Origin of the sequence: Oceanobacillus jeddahensis, from assembly GCF_000750635.1 — a bacterium.
GTDB lineage: Bacteria > Bacillota > Bacilli > Bacillales > Amphibacillaceae > Oceanobacillus > Oceanobacillus jeddahense.
The window spans coordinates 21,762-43,054 of the sequence record NZ_CCDM010000004.1; the positions used below are offsets into that span (position 1 = coordinate 21,762).

General features: G+C 37.9%; 21 protein-coding genes. 5 read left to right on the forward strand and 16 right to left on the reverse strand.

Annotated elements, in window-relative coordinates; translation table 11 throughout:
- Positions 1-48: 48 nt before the first annotated feature.
- Positions 49-618 carry an SLOG family protein gene (locus tag BN986_RS16770; protein ID WP_040982309.1) on the reverse strand — a complete coding sequence of 190 codons (570 nt, stop codon included), beginning with the start codon at positions 616-618 and terminating at the stop codon, positions 49-51.
- A gap of 270 nt (positions 619-888) precedes the next feature.
- Complete coding sequence (locus BN986_RS27910) at positions 889-1,218, reverse strand: CotD family spore coat protein (RefSeq protein ID WP_040982311.1); 330 nt, start codon at positions 1,216-1,218, stop codon at positions 889-891.
- Between the two features lie 557 nt (positions 1,219-1,775).
- On the opposite strand from BN986_RS27910, the gene BN986_RS16780 reads away from it, so the two are divergent.
- Positions 1,776-1,976 carry a cold-shock protein gene (locus tag BN986_RS16780; RefSeq protein ID WP_040982314.1) on the forward strand — a complete coding sequence of 67 codons (201 nt, stop codon included), beginning with the start codon at positions 1,776-1,778 and terminating at the stop codon, positions 1,974-1,976.
- A gap of 104 nt (positions 1,977-2,080) precedes the next feature.
- Here BN986_RS16780 and BN986_RS16785 read toward each other — a convergent pair whose 3' ends face one another.
- Both BN986_RS16785 and BN986_RS16790 read right to left on the reverse strand, forming a co-directional pair.
- Entirely contained in the window at positions 2,081-2,557 is a 477-nt protein-coding gene (locus BN986_RS16785) for an SRPBCC family protein (protein WP_040982316.1), read from the reverse strand.
- A gap of 152 nt (positions 2,558-2,709) precedes the next feature.
- On the reverse strand, positions 2,710-3,633 hold the full coding sequence (locus BN986_RS16790) for a manganese-dependent inorganic pyrophosphatase (protein ID WP_040982318.1): 924 nt from the start codon (positions 3,631-3,633) through the stop codon (positions 2,710-2,712).
- A 906-nt stretch (positions 3,634-4,539) separates the two neighbouring features.
- Here BN986_RS16790 and BN986_RS16795 point away from each other — a divergent pair.
- The 3 genes from BN986_RS16795 to BN986_RS27915 are packed head-to-tail and all read left to right on the forward strand — an operon-like array spanning position 4,540 to position 6,278.
- Positions 4,540-5,007 (forward strand): DinB family protein, encoded by a 468-nt coding sequence (locus BN986_RS16795; protein WP_052400847.1) that lies wholly within the window; start codon positions 4,540-4,542, stop codon positions 5,005-5,007.
- A complete protein-coding gene (locus tag BN986_RS16800; protein ID WP_040982322.1) occupies positions 5,004-6,128 on the forward strand; it encodes an NAD(P)/FAD-dependent oxidoreductase in 1,125 nt (374 codons plus the stop codon). Before BN986_RS16795 ends, BN986_RS16800 begins: the two co-directional genes overlap by 4 nt.
- 18 nt (positions 6,129-6,146) lie before the next feature.
- Positions 6,147-6,278 carry a hypothetical protein gene (locus tag BN986_RS27915; protein WP_262362482.1) on the forward strand — a complete coding sequence of 44 codons (132 nt, stop codon included), beginning with the start codon at positions 6,147-6,149 and terminating at the stop codon, positions 6,276-6,278.
- Positions 6,279-6,335: 57 nt separating this feature from the next.
- Here BN986_RS27915 and BN986_RS16805 read toward each other — a convergent pair whose 3' ends face one another.
- On the reverse strand, positions 6,336-6,980 hold the full coding sequence (locus tag BN986_RS16805) for a YczE/YyaS/YitT family protein (RefSeq protein WP_040982324.1): 645 nt from the start codon (positions 6,978-6,980) through the stop codon (positions 6,336-6,338).
- A 264-nt stretch (positions 6,981-7,244) separates the two neighbouring features.
- Here BN986_RS16805 and BN986_RS16810 point away from each other — a divergent pair, with 264 nt between their 5' ends.
- Positions 7,245-7,574 (forward strand): hypothetical protein, encoded by a 330-nt coding sequence (locus BN986_RS16810; RefSeq protein WP_040982326.1) that lies wholly within the window; start codon positions 7,245-7,247, stop codon positions 7,572-7,574.
- A 233-nt stretch (positions 7,575-7,807) separates the two neighbouring features.
- On the opposite strand, the gene BN986_RS16815 is transcribed toward BN986_RS16810, so the two are convergent.
- The 11 genes from BN986_RS16815 to BN986_RS16865 all read right to left on the reverse strand — a co-directional run bounded on the left by BN986_RS16815 (position 7,808) and on the right by BN986_RS16865 (position 21,178).
- Positions 7,808-8,554 (reverse strand): sulfite exporter TauE/SafE family protein, encoded by a 747-nt coding sequence (locus BN986_RS16815; protein WP_052400848.1) that lies wholly within the window; start codon positions 8,552-8,554, stop codon positions 7,808-7,810.
- A gap of 127 nt (positions 8,555-8,681) precedes the next feature.
- Positions 8,682-9,827: an N-methyl-L-tryptophan oxidase gene (gene solA / locus BN986_RS16820; protein WP_040982328.1), complete on the reverse strand. Its 1,146-nt coding sequence runs from the start codon at positions 9,825-9,827 to the stop codon at positions 8,682-8,684.
- 18 nt (positions 9,828-9,845) lie between these two features.
- Positions 9,846-10,319, reverse strand: a complete 474-nt coding sequence (locus BN986_RS16825) for an acyl-CoA thioesterase (RefSeq protein ID WP_040982330.1) — start codon at positions 10,317-10,319, stop codon at positions 9,846-9,848.
- A 31-nt stretch (positions 10,320-10,350) separates the two neighbouring features.
- On the reverse strand, positions 10,351-12,087 hold the full coding sequence (locus BN986_RS16830) for a class I adenylate-forming enzyme family protein (RefSeq protein WP_040982332.1): 1,737 nt from the start codon (positions 12,085-12,087) through the stop codon (positions 10,351-10,353).
- A gap of 885 nt (positions 12,088-12,972) precedes the next feature.
- Positions 12,973-13,824, reverse strand: coding sequence for a metallophosphoesterase (locus tag BN986_RS16835; protein WP_040982334.1), 852 nt, complete (start codon positions 13,822-13,824; stop codon positions 12,973-12,975).
- 115 nt (positions 13,825-13,939) lie between these two features.
- Positions 13,940-14,713 carry an esterase family protein gene (locus tag BN986_RS16840; protein ID WP_244445029.1) on the reverse strand — a complete coding sequence of 258 codons (774 nt, stop codon included), beginning with the start codon at positions 14,711-14,713 and terminating at the stop codon, positions 13,940-13,942.
- Positions 14,673-15,866: an ATP-grasp domain-containing protein gene (locus BN986_RS16845; RefSeq protein WP_040982338.1), complete on the reverse strand. Its 1,194-nt coding sequence runs from the start codon at positions 15,864-15,866 to the stop codon at positions 14,673-14,675. The genes BN986_RS16840 and BN986_RS16845 overlap by 41 nt, the downstream gene beginning before the upstream one ends.
- Positions 15,867-16,166: 300 nt before the next feature.
- Positions 16,167-16,997, reverse strand: a complete 831-nt coding sequence (locus BN986_RS16850) for an alpha/beta hydrolase (RefSeq protein ID WP_040982340.1) — start codon at positions 16,995-16,997, stop codon at positions 16,167-16,169.
- An 83-nt stretch (positions 16,998-17,080) separates the two neighbouring features.
- The gene (locus BN986_RS16855; RefSeq protein ID WP_052400849.1) at positions 17,081-18,367 is read right to left on the reverse strand and encodes a globin-coupled sensor protein; all 1,287 of its coding nucleotides are present in this window, start codon (positions 18,365-18,367) and stop codon (positions 17,081-17,083) included.
- A 511-nt stretch (positions 18,368-18,878) separates the two neighbouring features.
- Entirely contained in the window at positions 18,879-19,655 is a 777-nt protein-coding gene (locus BN986_RS16860) for a mechanosensitive ion channel family protein (protein WP_052400920.1), read from the reverse strand.
- A gap of 473 nt (positions 19,656-20,128) precedes the next feature.
- Complete coding sequence (locus BN986_RS16865) at positions 20,129-21,178, reverse strand: 2,3-butanediol dehydrogenase (protein WP_040982344.1); 1,050 nt, start codon at positions 21,176-21,178, stop codon at positions 20,129-20,131.
- Between the last annotated feature and the right edge of the window lie 115 nt (positions 21,179-21,293).

Consider the following 21,293-nt stretch of genomic DNA (forward strand, 5'->3'; position numbering starts at 1 on the left):
GAACATCCCTCCCTCATACCATTCTATGTGATGGAAGGGTTGTACCATTCAATAATTCTCCGGGTTATCCCAGTAACTCGGGTCTTGCATTTGCAGTTCCTCTACAATATCCTCTAGATCTTGAGGGGTAATCGTAAAAATGGGATATTCTTTAGACGTTCGCTTTGTAGCATCATAAAAATATTTGACACTTCCTGGATATTCATCATCAACAAGGAGCAAAGCGGCATCACTCTTATCAATAAGCCATAAGTCCTTCGCCCGAAATTGGTAGGCACCCTGATATTCCCCTTTATATAGCGGCTTGAAAAAATCTGCTGTCATCATTAATTCTTCATATTTTTCCTTAAGAGGATCCGGCCAACGCTGATCCTGATTTTCAAATGGTGGGAAAACACCGATCTGCACCTCATACATCTCTTTTAAATCCATAATTACATCAGCAGCCCATAATTCAATCCCCATTTGTCCAGAAATAATGACCCATTCTAATCCTTCTTCGATAAATGTACGCAATCTTTTTTCTAAGGCTGCTTTAATAAAAACAATCCTTGGATCATTTTCTTTAAAAATACCTAATTCCGTTGGTTTATAGCCTGTTACATGTAAAATTTTCACGGTAATATCCTTTCTGGGTTTAGACTATTTCTTATTTTAACGCAGGAGTACTTGTTTTGAAAGCTTATCTCCATATAAGATAACACTCGTATCTTATCTTTCTTTACTGTTCAAAATCTGTATTACTTTCTTAATATGTAGACAAAAGGAGCTGTCACTGCCCTTTTGTCAGAGCCGCCACACCTCATACCAGCCAGGAACAAGCTTTGCCATCTTCATTTATCACGGAAAAGCTCCCGTAAAACCCCCGCTGAATGAAGTTTCGTTTTATTACCACATCCCTGGCCTTCTGCGTGGATGAATACCAGGATGCCTTCTCATCTCCCCCATATTACCGGGCGGCATTTGTCCAGGTAAAGGCATTGGCATGGGAGGGGACGGCGGCCGTGGTCCTATTTGCGGTCTCCCCATAAACGCTTCTTTTCCATACGGATGTTGATTTTTTATCATGTGATGATTCACATACGTTGTGTGTACAGGATGAATATGATTAACAACCGATTCAGATGATGTATGGACATATTGGTGCTTGGTCGGGTGAACGATGGTCTTTTCATTTGGATTTGGATGCTGCTGATTAAATCGTTGTTTACCTTGCATTATTTCTTCCCCCTTTTTCTACTCTCTTTCTAACATATGTGATAAACGTACAAGTCGAATAAGACAGATACCCAAATTCTTTTTGATTTTATAAAACGAATCTTCAATGGGAGTTAGCTCCCACCTAAATAAATTTATTCCCCCTCTTTTTTTTAGAACTCTTTATCATTCTGCGTGCAAACCTTTAGTTGATATTAGAGCTACACTTAATCGTCCCACTGAAAATCATTACACTTACACTTCTACCCTAAAAATGTTTATATTTTTTCTTCCATTCACTACACTTTCTTATAGCATAACAATACCCAAAAAACCTGTTCTTTTAGCAATTTAAGGATAATATCCATTGAAAAAAATATTATAAATAATCACAGTTAGAAACTTTTTTCCTAAAAAGGTTGGCTTTTATTATCGTAGATGCTATAATAAAGTTACTTATTTAGATTCGGTAGAAATACAGGATGGGATACAATAAACGAATTGATCTTTCGTCTTGAAATTTAACTTTGAACTAAATAGTAATAAACAGTGCAACAATTGCACGTGGAGGTAAAAGAATGAACACAGGTTCTGTAAAATGGTTTAACGCTGAAAAAGGCTTCGGTTTCATCGAAGTAGAAGGTGGAGACGACGTATTCGTACATTTCTCTGCAATCCAAGGCGAAGGTTTCAAAACTTTAGAAGAAGGTCAAACAGTTACTTTCGATATCGAAGAAGGTAACCGCGGACCACAAGCTGCTAACGTTGTTAAAAACTAATAAGCGGATAGAAAAAAGCTGATCATCATTGATCAGCTTTTTTATTTGTAAAATTACCGCTCTAAAACTCATTTCAAAAAGGATTGAAATTAATTTTTACTTTTCTATTCCGTAAATGCAGCGAGATTCTCCAATGTGGATCTTAAACCGATGTCGTGATCTTCCTTTTGTATTCCTGCTGGGACATTCTCGCAAACAATGGTAACCTTTGTGCCTTTTGAAACAGGATCTAAAAACCATTTTTGTATCATCTCTCCTGAAAAAGACGGGTCTTTAGAATCGAAGTTTACGGATTGTACAATGCGCTGACCTGGAACTAACTCCAAAAACCTGCCCTGGGTTATATCCGTGTTTTCTGAAGTTTTTCCAGAGTGTGCGTTATCCATTTCGTACGTAAGAGTCATTCTATAATTTCCACCCTCCCAAGGATCAAATAGCTCAATATGCCCCGACATTCCTTTTGGAGGCAGCCACGAAATCAAAGCTTCCGGGTTTACAAACGCCTGATAAATAATTTGCGGGGATGCCATAATCAATCTTGATGCAGAGTCTGTTCTTCTTTGAATGGATTCATTCTCCATGATAAAACCCTCCTTCTTTTTTTAATTTATCAGATATGAATGTAATAAACTTCTTCCCAATTGCTCCATTTTGTTAATACCTGAAACAAAATCCCCTTACCAATCAGGCAAGGGGATCTCTTTCTTCATATATACCTCTGAGCATTTCTTCCTTAAAACTGCTCTGTTAAAGCTGTAACAATTTGTTTTTTACGGGAGACTACACCTTCTAATAAAGCACGGTCGTTTTCATCTAATGAAACATTAAATGCTGTTTTCACTTTATCTTTGGAAGCCCCCACAGCTAATACTTCCGAATCATTATTTAAAATATCTGTTGCAACGAATAAGAATAAATCCAATCCTTTTTCATTCACTGTTGCTGTAATTTCACTTACTAATTCATCATGAAGCTGATAAATTTCACTGACATCCACTGCATTTACTTGAGCGATTTCTACCTTCGCATCGCCCATCGCAAATTCCTTGGCATCCATTGTAATTAATTCTTTTACGCTTTTATCGCTAATATCTGCACCAGCTTTTAGCATTTCTAAACCATATTCTTCTAAGCTCACCCCTGCTTTTTCAGCTAATTCATGCGCAGCTTTCACATCTTCTTCTGTACAGGTTGGTGATTTTAATAATAAAGAATCCGAAATAATTGCAGATAATAATAATCCAGCAATACTTTTATCTAATTCCACATTATTTTCTTTGTACATTTTATTTAAAATAGTGGCTGTACAACCAACAGGCTCTGCACGGAAATAAAGTGGCTCTTTGGTTTGAAAATTAGATACGCGGTGGTGATCAATTACTTCACGAATCACTGCATTTTCAATGTTATCAGCACTTTGCTGAAATTCATTATGGTCTACTAAAATAACATCAGTGCCATTTTCCACTTCTTGAATAAGTGCTGGGGCTTCTACATTAAATTGGTTTAAAGCAAATTGTGTTTCTCCATTTACTTCACCTAAACGGGCAGGGCTTACTTCCTCCCCCAGTTTTGTTTTTAAATCAGCATAAGCTAAAGCGGAACATATAGTATCCGTATCTGGACTTTTATGTCCAAAAATAAGTGTTTTTGACATCTTTGATTTCCTCCCTCGACAAACTTTCCATATATAGATTATCATATTTAACGTCCAAAGCTCTAGCCCTAATCTTGTTTCTATAAAAAAATGTTCGAAAAACCTGGATTTGCTCGTTCTTTACTTATATAACTCAACTTTCGCACCTTAAAAAGAAACTTCCTTTCCATAGAAATAGGAGTTGATCGTTCTTTTGATGACTTCCTTGCCAAAAGGTAAAGAAAGTAAAGTGTAAGATTACCGCTGCGTCGGACCGTTTTGCTTTCCTAGGGGCACGCTCTTCAGCTAACTTTTGCCAAGAAGAGCGCTTGGCAAAAGTGGATCTTCAGATGGTGCTGATCCCTCAGGAGTCAAAACGGTCCGCCTCCGCTAGTTAGGTATTCTAATCGTCGAATAGCTGAACAAATAAAAGGTAGATCAGATAGAAAAGATTTTTTGTAGTGCATGGTAAAGATGTTTCGTAATCACTCTTTTCTGTGCGTAAAAGCTATTCCTGATGTTATCTATCCACGCTGTCATGATTAGAACTGCTAAGCCAACCATTTGTAATAACAGAATAATCGTATCATCAAGCTATGGAGATACTATTTCGTCCAACCCAACAGGATGTTATTTCTTTCATTCGCTGTAGAATCAAAATTTAGCGGAGTGGTTGGACGCAGCGGAGCTATACACTATCATTCGTTCATAAAAAGCTGATTTAACTAAAAAGCAAGCACAATAAAGAAGAATTTGATAATCCTGAAACAGCAAGATATATATACTTATTCTTAGGTGCGATAGTTGAGTTATATAAGAAAATACTGACTTTGATGTTCTATCTAGAAATTTTTTCTTCTCACCTCGAAATACTGTAAAAATAATCATTATTAGATTATAATAAATCTTATTGGAGGGATTTATGAAATGACAAGAAAACAATTTAATTTAACACGTACTGCTTTACTCACTTACGCTTCAGATTTAGATGATCCTATTATTGATGTACAAGCAGACTATTTTAATAACACCATTCGCTGGCATTTAGGCCACGTACTTGTAACAATGGAAAAATTCTTATTCCGCTACCCAAGTAAATCAGAAAATATACCAGCAAATTTTGCTGACCTATTCGGTTCAGGGACAAATCCTAAGGATTGGAAGGAAGAACCGCCCAGTCTGGGAGCTTTATTAGAAGCTTTAGAGATACAGCAACAGCGTATTAATGAATTTAATGACTTATTCTGGAAGTCCAATGTACAGTTTAAAGTTCCGTTTGGCAGCGTTGAAACATACGGTGATTTACTCATTATGCTTTCTTTCCATGAAGCAGAGCATCTAGGTAAAATCAAAGCAATGCATCAAGTTGTTGCAAAGGTCAAAGACTCCGAATGAGGAAACCCTATATTATTATTGGCGGCGGCATTTTAGGTGCCAGCACCGCTTTTTATCTTACGCAGCAAGGCGCAGAGGTCATTTTGATTGACCGGGATGATGAAGGCCAGGCAACGGATGCTGCTGCAGGAATTATTTGCCCCTGGATTTCCCAGCGCCGCAATAAAAAATGGTACCACCTTGCTAAAAACGGCGCTCGCGTGTATCCATCATTAGTAGCTGATTTAGAAAAACTCGGTGAAAAGGATACAGGCTATAAGCAGGTCGGCGCACTCAGTCTACATACGGATTCTAACAAGTTAGATGGTATGGAAGAAAGAGCATATAAAAGACGTGAAAATGCTCCCGAAATTGGAGATATCTCCAGATTAACTGCGGAAGAAACACAGCAGCGTTTCCCTATATTAAACAAGGACTATCAAGCTGTCTATATAAGTGGTGCCGCACGAGTAGATGGAAGAAAGTTATTGAACTCCTTAAAAAATGCAGTTAGGAAAAACGGTGCTGTACTTTTATCTGGAAACGCAAAGTTACATGTAACCGAAGATAAAGTAACAGGTGTTGTATGTAATGGGGAAATCATAGAGGCCGGCAAAGTTATTTTAACAAGCGGTGCTTGGATGAAAGAAACAACAGAACCTCTCGACATCCAGTTGGATGTTTCATTTCAGCGTGCACAAATTATGCATTTAGAAATTCTAGGGTTAGAAACTGCCGATTGGCCAGTTGTCATGCCACCGGGAAATAAATACTTACTTTCTCAGGATGATCATCGCTTTGTCATTGGCTCTACTCATGAGGATCAAGTTGATTTTGATTATCGGGTTACCGCAGCTGGCATACATGAAATTTTAGACCAGGGATTTGCTATTGCACCAGATTTAGCAGAAGCAACTATTTTAGAAACCCGTGTCGGTTTCCGTCCTTATACACCTGGTTTCCTGCCTGTTATTGGCGAATTACCTGAGCATTCCAACGTTCTTTTAGCAAACGGATTGGGTTCATCCGGTCTAACTATGGGCCCTTACCTGGGGCAACAGCTTGCTAAATTAGCTTTCGATGAAAAACCAGATATTAATTTAGATCATTATGATGTGAAATCCGCAATGAAGCTTCATTAATGAAAAGAGGTGGCTCATGTGAAGGGATCATATGTCGTTATCATCATTATTATTCTGATTCTCCTGACAGGCTTCTTTACCTGGTTATGGTTACAGGGATATCTTGAAAATCAAGAAAGTATTGCAGTAAAAATCATGGATTTGATATAAATTACAGAAAAAGGACCAAATTACTCAATGATTTGAGATTCGGTCCTTTTTCCAATCTTAAGAGGCATGCTTCTTATTCCTCTTTTTATGTTGATTATATTCGACTTTCAACACAAAATCCCCCAGTTTTAAATAAGTGGCCTGGAATATCGGACTTTGGATGAAAGTAAATACGAAAGTGAAAATAAATACCGGACCGCCGATAATCAATCCTATCACGAGCACACTGCATTCTGTTATAATTCGTACTCTGCCGATGGGCGCTCCCAATTTATCTGAAAGAGCAAGCATAAAACCATCACGCGGCCCTGAACCGACACCTGCAGCATTATACATTCCACCCCCAAAGCCCATGATACCAATACCAATTAGTATAAACATAATATCCAACCATGTATCGGTTGCTGTCGGAAGAATTCCAGTCCAATGATAAAAATCAACAAAAGACCCAACAAGAATCGCATTAAAAAAAGTTCCTACTTTAATATATCTACGGTCTAAAATAAGACAAACTACAATTAAGATCATGGATATAATAATATTCCACGAGCCTATTGTAAACCCTACCTTCTCAAACATCGCCACATTTAAAACATCCCAGGGATGGATGCCCAAATGCTGCATATTAATCGTCAATGCGATCCCGCTGCTGAAAACCATTATTCCGAGCAAAAAAAATAACCATCGAAATGATTTATTCAAAACAAAAACCCTTCCTTCCAGATGAAGTTCCACAACGTTAGCAATTAAAATAAGTATACGCTTTTTTGAATAAAATAAAAAGAGGATGTCTCAAAATCCTCAAACGCAAAGCATTGAGACCATACCCTGATTAAACATTTTAAACTCGCTTTAAATAGACAGCTGCTTATATTTCGTTTTTTAAAGCAAAAAGAAACGGAATCTGTTATACTGTTTTTGGCAAGTGAATGATCAGCCAATTTATGCAGGAGGAATGGAATCCTTATGGAAGAAAGTATCTCTATTCTAAAATGGAAAGCATTTGTTGAAAATAAACAGAGAAAGAAACTGTTAGTAAAATTAATTTGGAATGATATAGATAAATTAACTTTGCTTCTCCCTCCAAATATAAAAGTGAACGCTTTTATTAAAGATGAAAAAGAAGGCTATCTCTTTTATGATATGGAAGGAAACCTTATCTCTTCCCCTATTCCATCCATTATTCCAAGCAGTGCTTTAAAAGACGGTCAAATTTTATTAAAAGCTCTGAATGATGGACAAGTTACCGTCTATGGAGAGAAATTAAACAAAAAAGAAATTCAAAGTCTGTATTAAAAAAACTCTAGGGATAGGCTATCTATCTCCCAGAGTTTTTTATTGGAAAAGGACTGAAAAACTGCAGAGCCGCTAAACAGAGTAAATCCGCGTTTTTCTGACTATTTCTTCATTTCCCATCCTATTTCGACCACAATGTTGTGAAAACCGGTCCGAAAATATGGTGACCTATTCTAAAACCGATACTTGGCAGAACAGAAATACGTTTCATTTATTGGATGCTATGTACATTTTTAATTAAAAATCAAATTCAATCCTCCAAGTGTTGCAAGGATTAAAATCATCCATGTAAATATCCGTTGTGGAATAAAGTTCAGTATTTTCGCTCCTGCAAAAGCGCCGGCTAAAATAATTGGAATCATCATCATATTAACGGAAAATGTATGCAACGTAATCATATCGAGATGAATGTAAAAAGGAAATTTAATCATATTTACTGTTAAAAAGAACCATGCCCCAGTTCCAATGAATTCTTTTTTCGGCAAGCCTTTCACCAACAGATAAATGGTCATAATCGCCCCTGCAGTATTCCCGATCATTGTAGTAAAGCCTCCAAGCACCCCCATAAAAATAACAAACAGCAGCGATTCCGGAAGCATCTCATTAAAACGGCTTCCGAGCTTTTGACGTGCGAAATTCAGTACGATCATCAGTAATACAATGATCCCGATGACAGGTTTTAACTGTGCATCATGGATCGTTTGCAGCACGAAGAAACCGATAACAATTCCAATTAATACCCAGGGCATTAAACGGATTAAATACTTCCATTCTACATTTCTGCGATAATATGTAACTGCAAATAAATCACCGATTAAAAGCATTGGCAACAAAAAACCAACGGATTCTCTTGCCGGAAAAACAAACATAATTAATGTCACTACTAAAATAACTAAGTTTGGCAGACCAGATTTGGAAAAGCCTATTAATAACGCGCACAGGCCAATCAGCACCCAATCCATTAATTCGAGCCCAAGCATATCTCTTCTCCTTTAACTTCTGCTACATTCCATCATCATTAATAAACTGGAAATGAAAATGCATATCTAATTTGCCCAAACAATATAGATTTGGTATACCTAACAAAAATGTATAGATACACCCCTTCTATCTGTCTACTATTTCATCAAACCGGCTTAACCGAAAGCTTTCCAGACTGACGGCTGATTCTCTTTCCGTTAATAATCTCGCCAAGCTTTCTCCAATGCCGCTGGCGAATTTAAAGCCATGACCGGAAAATCCACAAGCAACTATAATATTTGCATGCCCGGGCAGATAATCAATAATAAAATCTGCATCTGGTGTATTGGTGTACGTACATACCCTTCCTTCTTTAAGTTCAATATCCTTCGAAAAATACTTATGAGCAAAGGCCAGCGTTTCCTGCTCATCTTCCGGGTACGTTCCAAATGGCTCCAGCTTTCCCGGATCAACTAAAGGACGTCCCTGATCATGCCTGCCGATTTTTATACCTGTTCCATCCATACTTGGAAAACCATAATATGTACTATCATCATCGATATGTCCCCAGCCCGGAAATGATTCTTCCGTATAATTCATTTCTTTTGTGGTCTTGAACCAAGAGAACGTCTTACGGACCGGGGTAAGAGGCAGCGTGATACCAAGCAATTTTGTCACTTGATTGGTCCCCTTTCCGGCAGAAATAAGCAGTTTCTTCCCTTTAATTTCCCCATCTGTTAATTTGACAGCAATTTGATTAGAGTTTGTTTCAATCGCTTGAACGGTGTTATTCACATATATATCTGCACCATTTTTTACTGCTAATGACCGATAAGTTCGTACCGCGTTTTCACTGAACAACACACCAGAGTTTTTCTCAAAATAGCCAATGGAATCATCATCTAATTGAAAACCCGGCCAGCGTTTGTTGATTTCTTCCGCTGTCATCACTTCCAGTGGAAGCTGGTGCGTCTCCGCTGATTTTTTAACAGTCTCTAAAAATACAGTTCCTTTCACACCAAAGTTAAGTACGCCCGTCCTTAAAAAGATGCGTTCCTCTGTTTTCTCATCCAATGCTTCCCATAATTTTTGAGAATGTAATGCCAATGGAACATAATTCCCGCCTTCTCCATAAGCATGACGTATCAGTCTCGTTCCTCCATGATGGGAACCCGCTTCATGCGGAGGATCATAAGAATCAATAAGGGCCACTTTTTGACCTGATTCGGTTAAATAGTAGCCTGCTGACATCCCCATTGAACCTGCTCCAATAATAATAACGTCATATTCCATTTTTATCCCTCCTTTTTTCTAGTCAGCAATCCGCTGTATTTTCTCATAAAGCTCCGGGTGTGTTTTACGAAGTTTTACAGGTTTCCATGCTTGATTAACCCACATATGTGTCGTTGCGCCAGTAGTCAGCAATTCGCCATAAGGTTCCTCAACAGTAGCACTTTCTAACCCATTGGTTGTCCCATCTTCTTCCGTTATTCTTCTCGCTTCATATTGAAAAACTAATCGAATCGGCGAATACTGCTCAATACGCGTAAATAATACTACTAAATCATCAAACCTTGCTGAACTTTTATATGCTGCATTGACGTCCAATACCGGTAACAGTAATCCCTGCTCTTCAATAGCATGATAAGACATATCAAAATGCCTCATCCACTCTGTCCGGGCTACTTCAAACCAAGTAATATAGTTCCCGTGATGAACAACTCCCATTTGATCTGTGTCTTTGTATTGCACGCGCATTTGATGCTGATGCCACGCTTGTGTCATTTTTCTTCCTCCCATTATTTTATTTTCATCTTTATGAACGGTTTAACTTTTCCTCTGCCATTTCTTGCAAACGGAATTTTTGAATCTTTCCTGTGCTTGTTAGCGGCCAATCTGAAGCTGATATAACCCAAACATATCTTGGGATTTTAAAACGTGCCAGCTTATCTGTGCACCACTGAACGATTTCCTTTCTTGAAACAGCTTCTCCATCATACACTTCAATAAAAGCTGCACCAATTTCTGTGGTCATCGAATCTGGAACACCGATCACACCAACTTGGGCTACTACAGGATGTTCAGAAATAACCGTTTCCACTTCTCTCGGAGCAACCAGTTCACCAGAAACCTTATACATTTCTTTACTGCGGCCTAAAAGCTGAACATAGCCATTCTCATCTATTCTGCCAACATCGCCAGTTCGCAGCCATCCATCCTTATCTATTGCAGCTGCTGTTTCTTCGGGTTTATTATAGTATCCATTTGTCACAGATGGTCCGCGAACAGCTAATTCTCCAATTGTACCCGCTTCTAAACTTTGCCCATTTTCTGGATCAACCGTCTGGTATTCTGTTGCATAACCTTGAAATTCAGCAAGTCCACTCGTACCAGCTAATTTAGGACGCCCTACCCTCGTTGAAATAACTTCTACATCATCACCAATTTCTGTGGTTACCCCTGAGGAACTAACCTCTGTCTGCCCATACCCTGTGATAATCTCCGTCAAGCCAAGTATATCCCTTGCTTTTTTCCATACCGGAATCGGAGCAGGCGCAGCCCCGCACCACATGGCAAATAAAGAAGATAAATCAAATTCAGATACACGCGGATGATTTAATAATGGTACCAGAGTCGAAGGTACACACAGGTAATCATTCACCCGATACTTTTCCATTAACTCTAATGATTTTAACGGGGAGGCTCCGAGCGCAGAAACAAAAGAACCGCCCACAAAAGACATGGCCAGTATTGCTTCTACAATGGCAAAGCAGTGGTAAAATGGTAATGGAGCATACGTGACTCTCCCTGTTTCAATAGCACGGCTATAACAAGTGCTATATGCACAACGAAGCAGCATATCATGCGTGAGCATAACTCCTTTAGGACTCCCCGTTGAGCCGGAAGTATACATAATAATCGCTATTTCATCCGGATACAAAGAAGCATCGAAACGCTTTTTCCATTCTTCCTTGGAAACCTCCGTACCTGTTTGTAAGTATTCCTCCCATTTGATAAAGGAGTCCGGCATTTCCGTATCTCCTTCTGTCTCGATACAGATTACTTTTTCCAGCGAAGCATTGTCTTGAAATTCTTTTGTTTGCCATAACTCTGCAACCGTTTGAGCATGTTTTTTATCCTTCACCGTCTCATGGATAAATAAGTGATTGGTATCGGATTGCTGTAATACATATGTTAATTCCGCTTTCGAAAGCATGGAATTCAGCGGGATAAATACCGCTCCAACCATAGATGAAGCTATCATGAGAGACGGATATACTGCATCATTATCCATCAAAACAGCAAGATGATCGCGTCTTTTCACATCATTATGTATAAGTGCCTTTGCTATTTCTACAGCATGATCCCATACAGCTTGATACGCATAAGTTCCTCCGTTAATATACATAAAATCCTGATCAGCGTATACTTTTACACTTTTTTGAAAATGCGCGGCAATGGTATCACGATTCCAAACCGGATAAGCTTCTAATAAATCTTTTCTTCTCTCATTTACCGTTTTTGTTGTCTTTAATCCTTGTTGATTGCTCATGAAAAAGAAAATCCTCCTTAAACTATTCTCACTCTATGTATATACTATTTTTTCATTATATCACTATGTATTCCGTAAATTAAATGACAGGTTCTAATAATAAACTTAACTTTCGCACCTAAGAATAAGCATATATATCTTGCTATTTCAGGATGAACATGTTCTCCAGTACAATGCTTACTTTTTAGTTACATATCCAGCTATTTTGGAATTGGTAATTGTGCATGGCTCCGCTCCGGGCAACCAATCCGCTCAGTTAGGATTCTATAGCGATTGAAAGAAATAACATTTTGATAAGTTTGAAGAAATAGCAGCTTTCCCCTAAACATACAATCCTGACAGCACAGATATGAAATAAAGGGGATAGCTTTCATGCACAGAGAGGAATGATTGTTGAACATTTTTACCATGCACCACAAAAAATCTCTTCTGTCTGATCTACCTTTTATTTATTCAGCCATTCCACGTAATAGAACACCCTACTAGCGGAGGCGGACCGTTTTGACTCCTGAGGGATCAGCACCATCTGAAGATGCCCTTTTGCCAAGTGATCTTCTTGGCAAAAGTTAGCTGAAGAGCGTGCCCCTAGGCAGACTAAAGTCGCAACGTCCTGGGGTTGGGGCTGCGATTACTCGCCCCACCGAAGAGCTTTTGCGATTAACTCGCCCCATCAAAAACCGTTGTACGTCGGAAAGCAAAACGGTCCGCCGCAGCGGTCGCCTTACACTTTACCTTCTCACCTTCTATTCTTTGTCAAGAGATTATCGATCGAAGGAACAATCAACTCCTGTTTCTATGGAAATGGAGTTTCTTTTCAACGTGTAAAAGTTAAGTAATAAAAATAAGCAATCCCATATTTAAAAAACAGGCATTGCTTACTTTATCCTATTGTTCCGATTGAATTGTAATCAAACTGATCTGACTCTGGTTAAGAAATCTTATTGGCAGCGCAGAGGTTCCTAACCCGCTGTCAATATACAAATAACGCTCATCCCCTAATGGATACACGCCCTTTTGCAATTCTGGAAATAATCCCTCATCCGGCGCAACAAGCGCACCTATAAATGGAAGACGCACCTGACCGCCATGCGTATGGCCGCTTAATACAATATCTGCATGAATATCCGGATATTTCTGAACAACTGAAGGCGCATGAGAAAGTAAAATCGTATATTGATCTGTATCTAATCCAGAAAAAGCAGCAGTCATATCTTCATAGTCTGTGGATACATCGTTTACCCCTGCCATATTAAACTGCTGGCCATCTTTTTCAAATTGCGTATTTTCATTGCTTAGTATGATTACTCCCCTATCCTCTAATCCAGCCAAAAAGGCTTCTTTCTTAGGATTTTCATGCTCATGATTACCAGTGACAAAATACGTATCCGGGTTTACCCGTACTAATTCTTCTGCCAGTTGGAGTGCTATCTCCAAATTTTCTGTTTTTCGGTCAATTAAATCCCCTGTCAATACAATAACGTCAGCATCTAATTCTTTCACCTTTTCAAGCACCTGATCATTATTTTCCCCAAACAAACGGCTATGTACATCGGTTATTTGCAGTATGGTCAGTTCAGTGCCAGCTTCCAGTTTCACACTTGAAAACTGCTCTCTATTAACCTTAAATGTGCTTGTATCAAAATATATTTTAATAGCCAATGATAGTACTGCCAGCAGGAGGATACTTAACATAATTCCTCTTTTTAAATTACTTTGGGTCTTCTTTTTTCGTTTCATCTCTCTTAACCTCTTTATCTCTCTGATTTTCAGCAGAAGCTTATTACCGCTCCTCCCATTGAAATTTCCTCAGCAAAAAACACCAGTACTTCTATTGTACTAGTGTTTTAGCATTTTAGGAAAATAATTTTTCCAGATAATGAGGCATTTGCTTGCGCCACCAAATCCAATCATGGGAAACATCTTCTCCCCACTCATCAAACCAGGCAGGAATTTGTTTTTCTTCAAACGCTTTTTTTAATGTATAGAATGATGGCAGACCGTCCTGCTCCCAATCCCCTAATCCAGTACAAACAATAATATTGGCAGAGCGGTAATGATCAATAAACCAGCCATCATTTTGATTCCAGATAAAATCACTCGGTGAATTTTCATAAACTAGCGGGTCATTTCCATAATCTCCAAAAAAGAAGCGTACATCATATATACCACTGAGCGCCACCGTCGTTTGAAAAACATCCGGGTGCCTTAATAAAAAGTTCAGCGCATGATAGGCTCCCATGCTGCACCCTGTTGTCATCATTGAATGGAACCAGTTTGTTTTATGTTGAATAAATGGAATTGCTTCTGAAATCACATAACGGTCATATGCCTCATGAGCTAATGCACGGTCATGAGGGGGTTTAGAATCGTGCAGCCAGCTTTCACTATCCACACTGGCTAATGCGAAAAATTGCACTTTTCCCGCTTCAATAAATTCCCGGCATGCTTCAATCATTCCAAAATCGTAGTATTCATAATGTGAGCCGCCGGATGATGGAAATACAATAATCGGCATCCCGCTGTGCCCATATCTGTTTAAAGGCATCTCCCTGCCTAACTCTCCGCTCCAATGGCTTAACTGCTCCTTATGCATCGTCAAATCCCCTGTCTCTATTTTTTCGTTCATGTACAAAACGAGTAATTTCATTAACCTCTTCTTCCGTATCAGCATTAATTGCATAAAATTGATTTCCCTGCAGATGGGCAAATGCTTCTGGCATCCGCTCAGCAAACTTTACCCTGTCACCAAATTTATCACGGATAGCTTTCGTATCATTTTGGTATTGATAGGCGTCCCGCTGAGTAACTCCAATACAATATTGATTCGGAACATCCGGCTCCTTCCATTCGCCTCCTGTTACCAAAGAAGCATACTGCGCAAATAAATCAATCGAGTAAGCATAGTTATACATATCAATGGTGTAGCCGCCAGCCAGACGATTATTATATTCCAAAGCCACATAATCTCCATTTTCTAATTGAAAAAATTCAATATGAAAAAAACGTTCCTCCATACCAAAGGTTTTCACAATTGCTTTTCCATACTCTTCCAGCTTCGGATCGATTTCCTTCTGGATAACATAAAATAAATCCAGCTGCCCTTGAACAAGCTCTAACGTCGGCACATTATATGTAAAGCTTGTCTGGAAAACAATTTCCCCATTCTGATCTGTTAATCCATCAAACGTACAAAGTTTTCCTCCTTCAACATAAGGCTCCAGGAAATAGGCTGTTGTTTCCTGCCATTTCCCTTCAAAATAACGTACATCTTCTGCTGAACTCAATTTAAAGGTCGCAGCTGATCCAACGCCGCTATCTGGCTTGGCAATAACCGGCAACCCTAATGTTTCAACAGCTTTCGCCAAGTCTTTTTTATTTTTTACAACCCTTCCCTCTACTACAGGGACACCAGCTTTTTTAAACAATTTTTTCATTTCTGACTTAAACTTCACTTTTTTCAAATCAGCTGGTTTATTTCCGTACACATTGAATTGTTCTCGAAGCTGCGCGTCCAGCTCTAACCAGTGTTCATTATTGGACTCAATCCGATCAATCGGACCATGCTTAAAAAATAAAAATGCTACAGCCCGTTTTACTTCATCGACATTCTCTAAACTATGAACACGGTAATATTCGCTCAGGGATTTTTGTAATTCCGAGCCCAGTTGATCATAAGGCTCTTCGCCAATTCCGAAAACAGAAACTCCTGCATCTTTCAAACGATGCGCAAAAGTCTGAAAATTTTTGGGATAATATGGGGAAATTAGAATATAATTCATATAATAACTCCTTTCCTGACATAGGTAAAAATCAGTAGTTTAACTGTTAAAATACCATCTTTTTAATTTAAAATCAATCTAATTTTTTGAAAATTGTCAAATATGATTAGAATATGTCGGATAAAGTGAATTTCACTATACAACAATCGATTGTTTATTTAAAATAGTATCACTCGATAAAAGTAGTATCCGCCGTCCATTTCTTATCGCTATGGCTAGCCCAAATGTATCTGGTAAGACAAATGAATTCTGTTTCTCAATCGCTTAAAACAGTAATCAGCGGAACTCCTCTTCATCTCTTTAAGACCAATTAGCGCCTAAAAATCGAAAACATTCAGGTAGATGCTTTGACCAGGCCTCTTCGTTATGCTCCTCATCTGAGAAAATATTTAAATTAATATGATCAACGGGAATCCCTTTTTTTATCAGCTGCTTATAATACTTCAACGAACAGTCAATATACGCCTGCTTCATATTTCCATACATTAACTGCCGATCCGTATCATCGCCTTCCTCTGTCCCGACTTGGATATATACACGCTGTTCCGGGTCTAATGTTTCTCTCTCCATATAATGGTCAAACGATTTGTTGGTAATCCAATTCGCCAGTGAGAAAATACCCAAAGCCCCAATTTGATCTTTATATTCGATCCCCATAAAAGCAGAAATATTTCCGCCAAGCGAGCTGCCGATCATTGCCGTATGGTATTTATCCGATTTGGTTCGGTAATGTTCATCGATAAAAGGCTTTACCACTGTCATAATAAACTCAGCAAATTCAGCACCTCTTCCTCCTAGCTCAATGTCTTCCGGAAGCGGACTTTCTGTTATTTTCCAAGGCGTATATTCATTAATACGATCTTGCTCCCCATTATCTATGCCAACAACAATCATCTTTGGCAAATCCGGATTCCGCTTTATTGCCGGAATAACCTTCCATGAATAACCGCTAAAAGCTTCACTACTATAAAATACATTTTGCCCATCATGCATATAAACAACGGGGTAATAGCGATTCTTCTCTTTTCCATAATCCTTTGGTAATAATACTCGCACACGACGTTTTTCATTTTTATAAGCCATTGGCAGTTCGTGTGTTTCTAACTTCAAATAAAAATAAGATTGTCTCATTATATATGCCTCATTCCATTAATGTTCTATCAATATACTGATTATTTGAGCTCTGAATGATTATATGAATAGGTACTCTTTTATCACATTTCATTAAACTTATGTGAATAACTTTCAATCTTACCCATCGAAGCTTCCACTTCGCTGATACTTTGCTGGTTTGCTTCTAAAGATTGTTGAATCTGGCTGCTATTTTGTGAAATAAGTGCCATTGACTCAGAAACCTTGCTTAAAATTTCTGCTGTTTTCGCTGTTTGTTCCCGGACAGTTGTTACTTCCTCCTGTGTCTCTCTGATTGCTTCATGACTATTCGCAACCTGTTCATTCGTCTCCAAAATTAAGTCACTAACTTCTGCAACTGCTCCCTGAGACTGCTCCGCAAGTTTACGCACTTCATCGGCTACCACTGCAAATCCTTTCCCTTGTTCTCCAACCCTTGCCGCTTCAATAGACGCATTTAAAGCTAATAAATTAGTCTGCCCCGCAATTGATTCTACAATCGAAATGACGGATTTAATTTTTTCTGCGCTGTTTGTTAACTGCTCTAACCTTTCCACGACAAGTGTCATCTGTTTATCTAAATGAGACATTCCCGTACTGGTTGTTTTAGTTTGCTCCATCCCCTGCTGTGCAGATTCACTTGTAGAAACAGCAATTTCTTCTCCTTGTTTGGAAATTTGGTTAATCCGGTTTGCCTGGTCTACCATCTTAATTACAGATTGGTTCGTTTCCGAGGACAAGCAGCTTAAATTCTCCGCCGTTTCTTTCATAGAAGTGATAAGCTGTTGATTCTCCTCATCCATCATTGCTCGTTTTTCTTCAATATCCGCTTCATAAGCCTCTAAAACTATTTGTTGTTCAAAATTTAATAATTTATTTGTCACCTGTACCGCATTCAAAAAGTTTTCTTTATCCTGATATGTATCTGATAACAATTTAGATATTTGAAAGAACAGCTCTTGAAAGGAAGCAATATACCATTTAGGCTGCAATCCAATATGTACATGCACTTTAGCAATTCTCCGGCGCTTATCAATAAAAGCTTGATTAACCTCTCCAGAAAACATTTCAATAACATGCGTTGTCAATGTTTGTTTTAAACGATTAACGGAGCTGTTGTCTTCGATGATTCCCATTAATTCCGGAGAGAGTGCCAGATTATCATAAAAAGCATCAATGATAATGCGTATATTATCTTTAATAATAGGCTGCAATAGCTTCGCAACAGCCAAATCGTGTTTTGTTATTTTTGACATTTGCAACTGTAAAGCTAAATCTGTTTGTTCCATTTTCTCTAAAACTACTTTTACTTCTTTGCTGCTCTCCTGTAAACTTTCTTCTCTTATATCTTTCCGGAAAATACTTCTCAATCCAATCACTCCTAAAGCTTATTTTGCGAATGACCATTATCTCATATGTGACTAATACACTAAAAGAATATTTATCTAACAAAAACCTAAATACTTTCTAAATTCTTAATCTCCTCCATAAAGAAAAAAAGACACTGTGTACATATGCATTGTATGTTATATTTATTCATTCGTTTTTTGAAACTTTTGCTTATTTATCCTACTGCTATTATACAGGATATGCATGCACAGATGGATAATTAAATTGAAAATCGTGCAATATAAAAATAAAATTAAACCAAAAGTCCTTTATAAATTAAATATTTTTTCCTTATTAATGATAATCCGTACCAGGATAAAACATATCATTAACTAACTACAGGTTTATTCCCTTTTCAACGGTTTTACTTATCGTATTCTACGCTGTATTTTACCACTATAAAAAGGGCATCGAAATTATATCGATAACCCTTTTACAAAGATCTTCCTATTCATCATGGCGAACTACCATTTCATTTACACTTATCTGTTATTACTCCTGCGACTTCTCAGCATATGTTTTGTCAGGATTTTCTTGTTTCTCATCTAATGCTTCTTTAATCGCTTTTCGTAAATCACGTTCTACTGCCCATTGTTCCATTGCCTCTGTTTTGGCAATAATACGTAAAGTGATTTCTGCTGTACCAAATGTCTGTACCCCAAGTACATCTGGTCCTTCTACAATTTTAGGATTTTGTTCCTTGATATCATCACACACGGTTTGAATAATACTGACTGCATCATCAATATTATCCGTATACGGAATCGCAATATCTACTAGAGCTTGCATATTACCACGGGTATGGTTACTTAAAGAGCCGACTTCTCTATTGGGTACATAGTTTAACGTACCATCAAAACTGCGGAGCTGCATGGTACGCAGGCCAACCTCTTCTACGATCCCATCATATCCTGCAACCGTTACGTAGTCACCAACATCGACTTGCTTCTCTAAAAGTAAGAAAAAACCAGTAACAATATCACTGACTAATCCTTGGGCACCAAAACCAATAGCAAGTCCAACTACACCTGCTCCAGCAATTAGTCCAGCTGCATTAATATCAAAAATACCTAGAACAATCACTAAAGTAATAAAAAATAAAATATACGAATAGGCGCTAACTGCCAACGATTGTAATGTTTTTGTTCTCCCGGCTGACATTTTTCTTCTTACTTGGGCTTTGGAAAAAGCGTTTTTAATAAGCCTTCGTCCAACTGCACGAGCAATCCAAAATGCTATTAGCACTGCAAGTAATTTTAAAATAACCATTCCTGCATCTAATAGAAATTGTTCCCAATTGATACTTTCTATCCAATCCAATCTGATCTCTCCTTTATGTATACTTGATGATTGATGATTATATCAAAAGGGATATGTAATGTAAAATATGAAAAGACTCGATACAAGTAGTTCAAAATTGAATTAGCAGTCATTTAAGTAAATTCCGCCCCAGTGAAAGACTGCTGAAAATCTTATTTGAAATATCAATTTACATTCTATTAAATTATTAAAGATTTTATCGCTTTATTGTAATAAAATGTTAATGCGTTAAATAATTAACCTGTTGAAATTTTCTACCTGGGGGAATCATCTTGAAAAATATTGCTATCATATATTAAGAAAAAATACTTGAAAAATGTAATTGTATTTTAGAAAACAAAGGTCGACGCCAATTCTTTCGGTGTTGACCTTTGTTTAAATTATACGCTATGAATATCTATACTTCCACAACAGTAAAAGTTCTATTGCTCCCCACTTAATTTCACTAATATCTTGGCTTGTGATTTATCGTTAGATAGTGCTTCAAAGCCTTGTTCAACAATGTTACTTAATTCTATTTTATCTGTCACAACAGCTTGTGGTTTTAACCGTCCGCTGCTCATTAAATCAATGGTTTCCTTAAATGTCTTAAATTCATAAGCAAATACTGAATTGATTGTTACCCCTGTTTTAGTAATATCCATTGGCGTGAATGCAATAGGTTTACCTATAATGGATACTATCGTTACGCGACCTCTTAACTTGGCCATTTGTAGAGCTTGATTAAAAGCAGGTTCTGCACCAGCCACTTCAAACACAGCATCTGCACCACCAGGAATCAGTTCTCTGACCTTCTCTACAGGTTCTATTTCTCCTGAATTAATAATATGGGTTGCTCCGATTTCAGATGCTATTTTCAACCTTTCCTCGGACAAATCAGCGACAATGATATTAGACGCACCTGCTGCTTTAGCAGCAATTAAAATCAATAACCCAATAGGACCAGCGCCGATTATAACTGCTGTTTCTCCTATTGTTAAACTCGCTTCTTTTACAGACTGTAGCCCCACAGCCATAGGTTCCACTAAGGCTCCTTCTTCTAATGACAGGTTTTCTGGTAAATGAAATACGTTATGCTCTTTGACAACTACAAAATCAGCAAAACCGCCATCTGTATGAAGGCCAATTGCAGCATATCCATCATATACATCAACGTAGTCTGGTTTTCTGCGATAAGTTACGCTTGGATTAACTGTAACTCTTTCCCCTGCTTCTACATTCGTGACATCACTTCCTACTGCTTCAACAACACCTGCAAACTCATGTCCCATTGTTAAAGGTGCCGTATTTTGTGTTAGCGGGTCAGGTTTATTTGTTGGTATTTGAATAGGGCCATGTGCATATTCATGTAAATCACTGCCGCAAATACCTGTCCATGCTACTTTTATTTTCACATCTTTTGAATCTAATTTTTTTAACTCTCTTTCCTCAACACGTATATCTTTTTTATTGTACCAAACCGCTGCTTTCATTATTTCCTTGCCTCCTTATTTTTTACAGAACAGAGCTTAACATATTTAAAAATGAATTTATATACTTTTCGAAATAAGGAACAAATCATGTATTATCTGTTTTTTACTGTTCAAA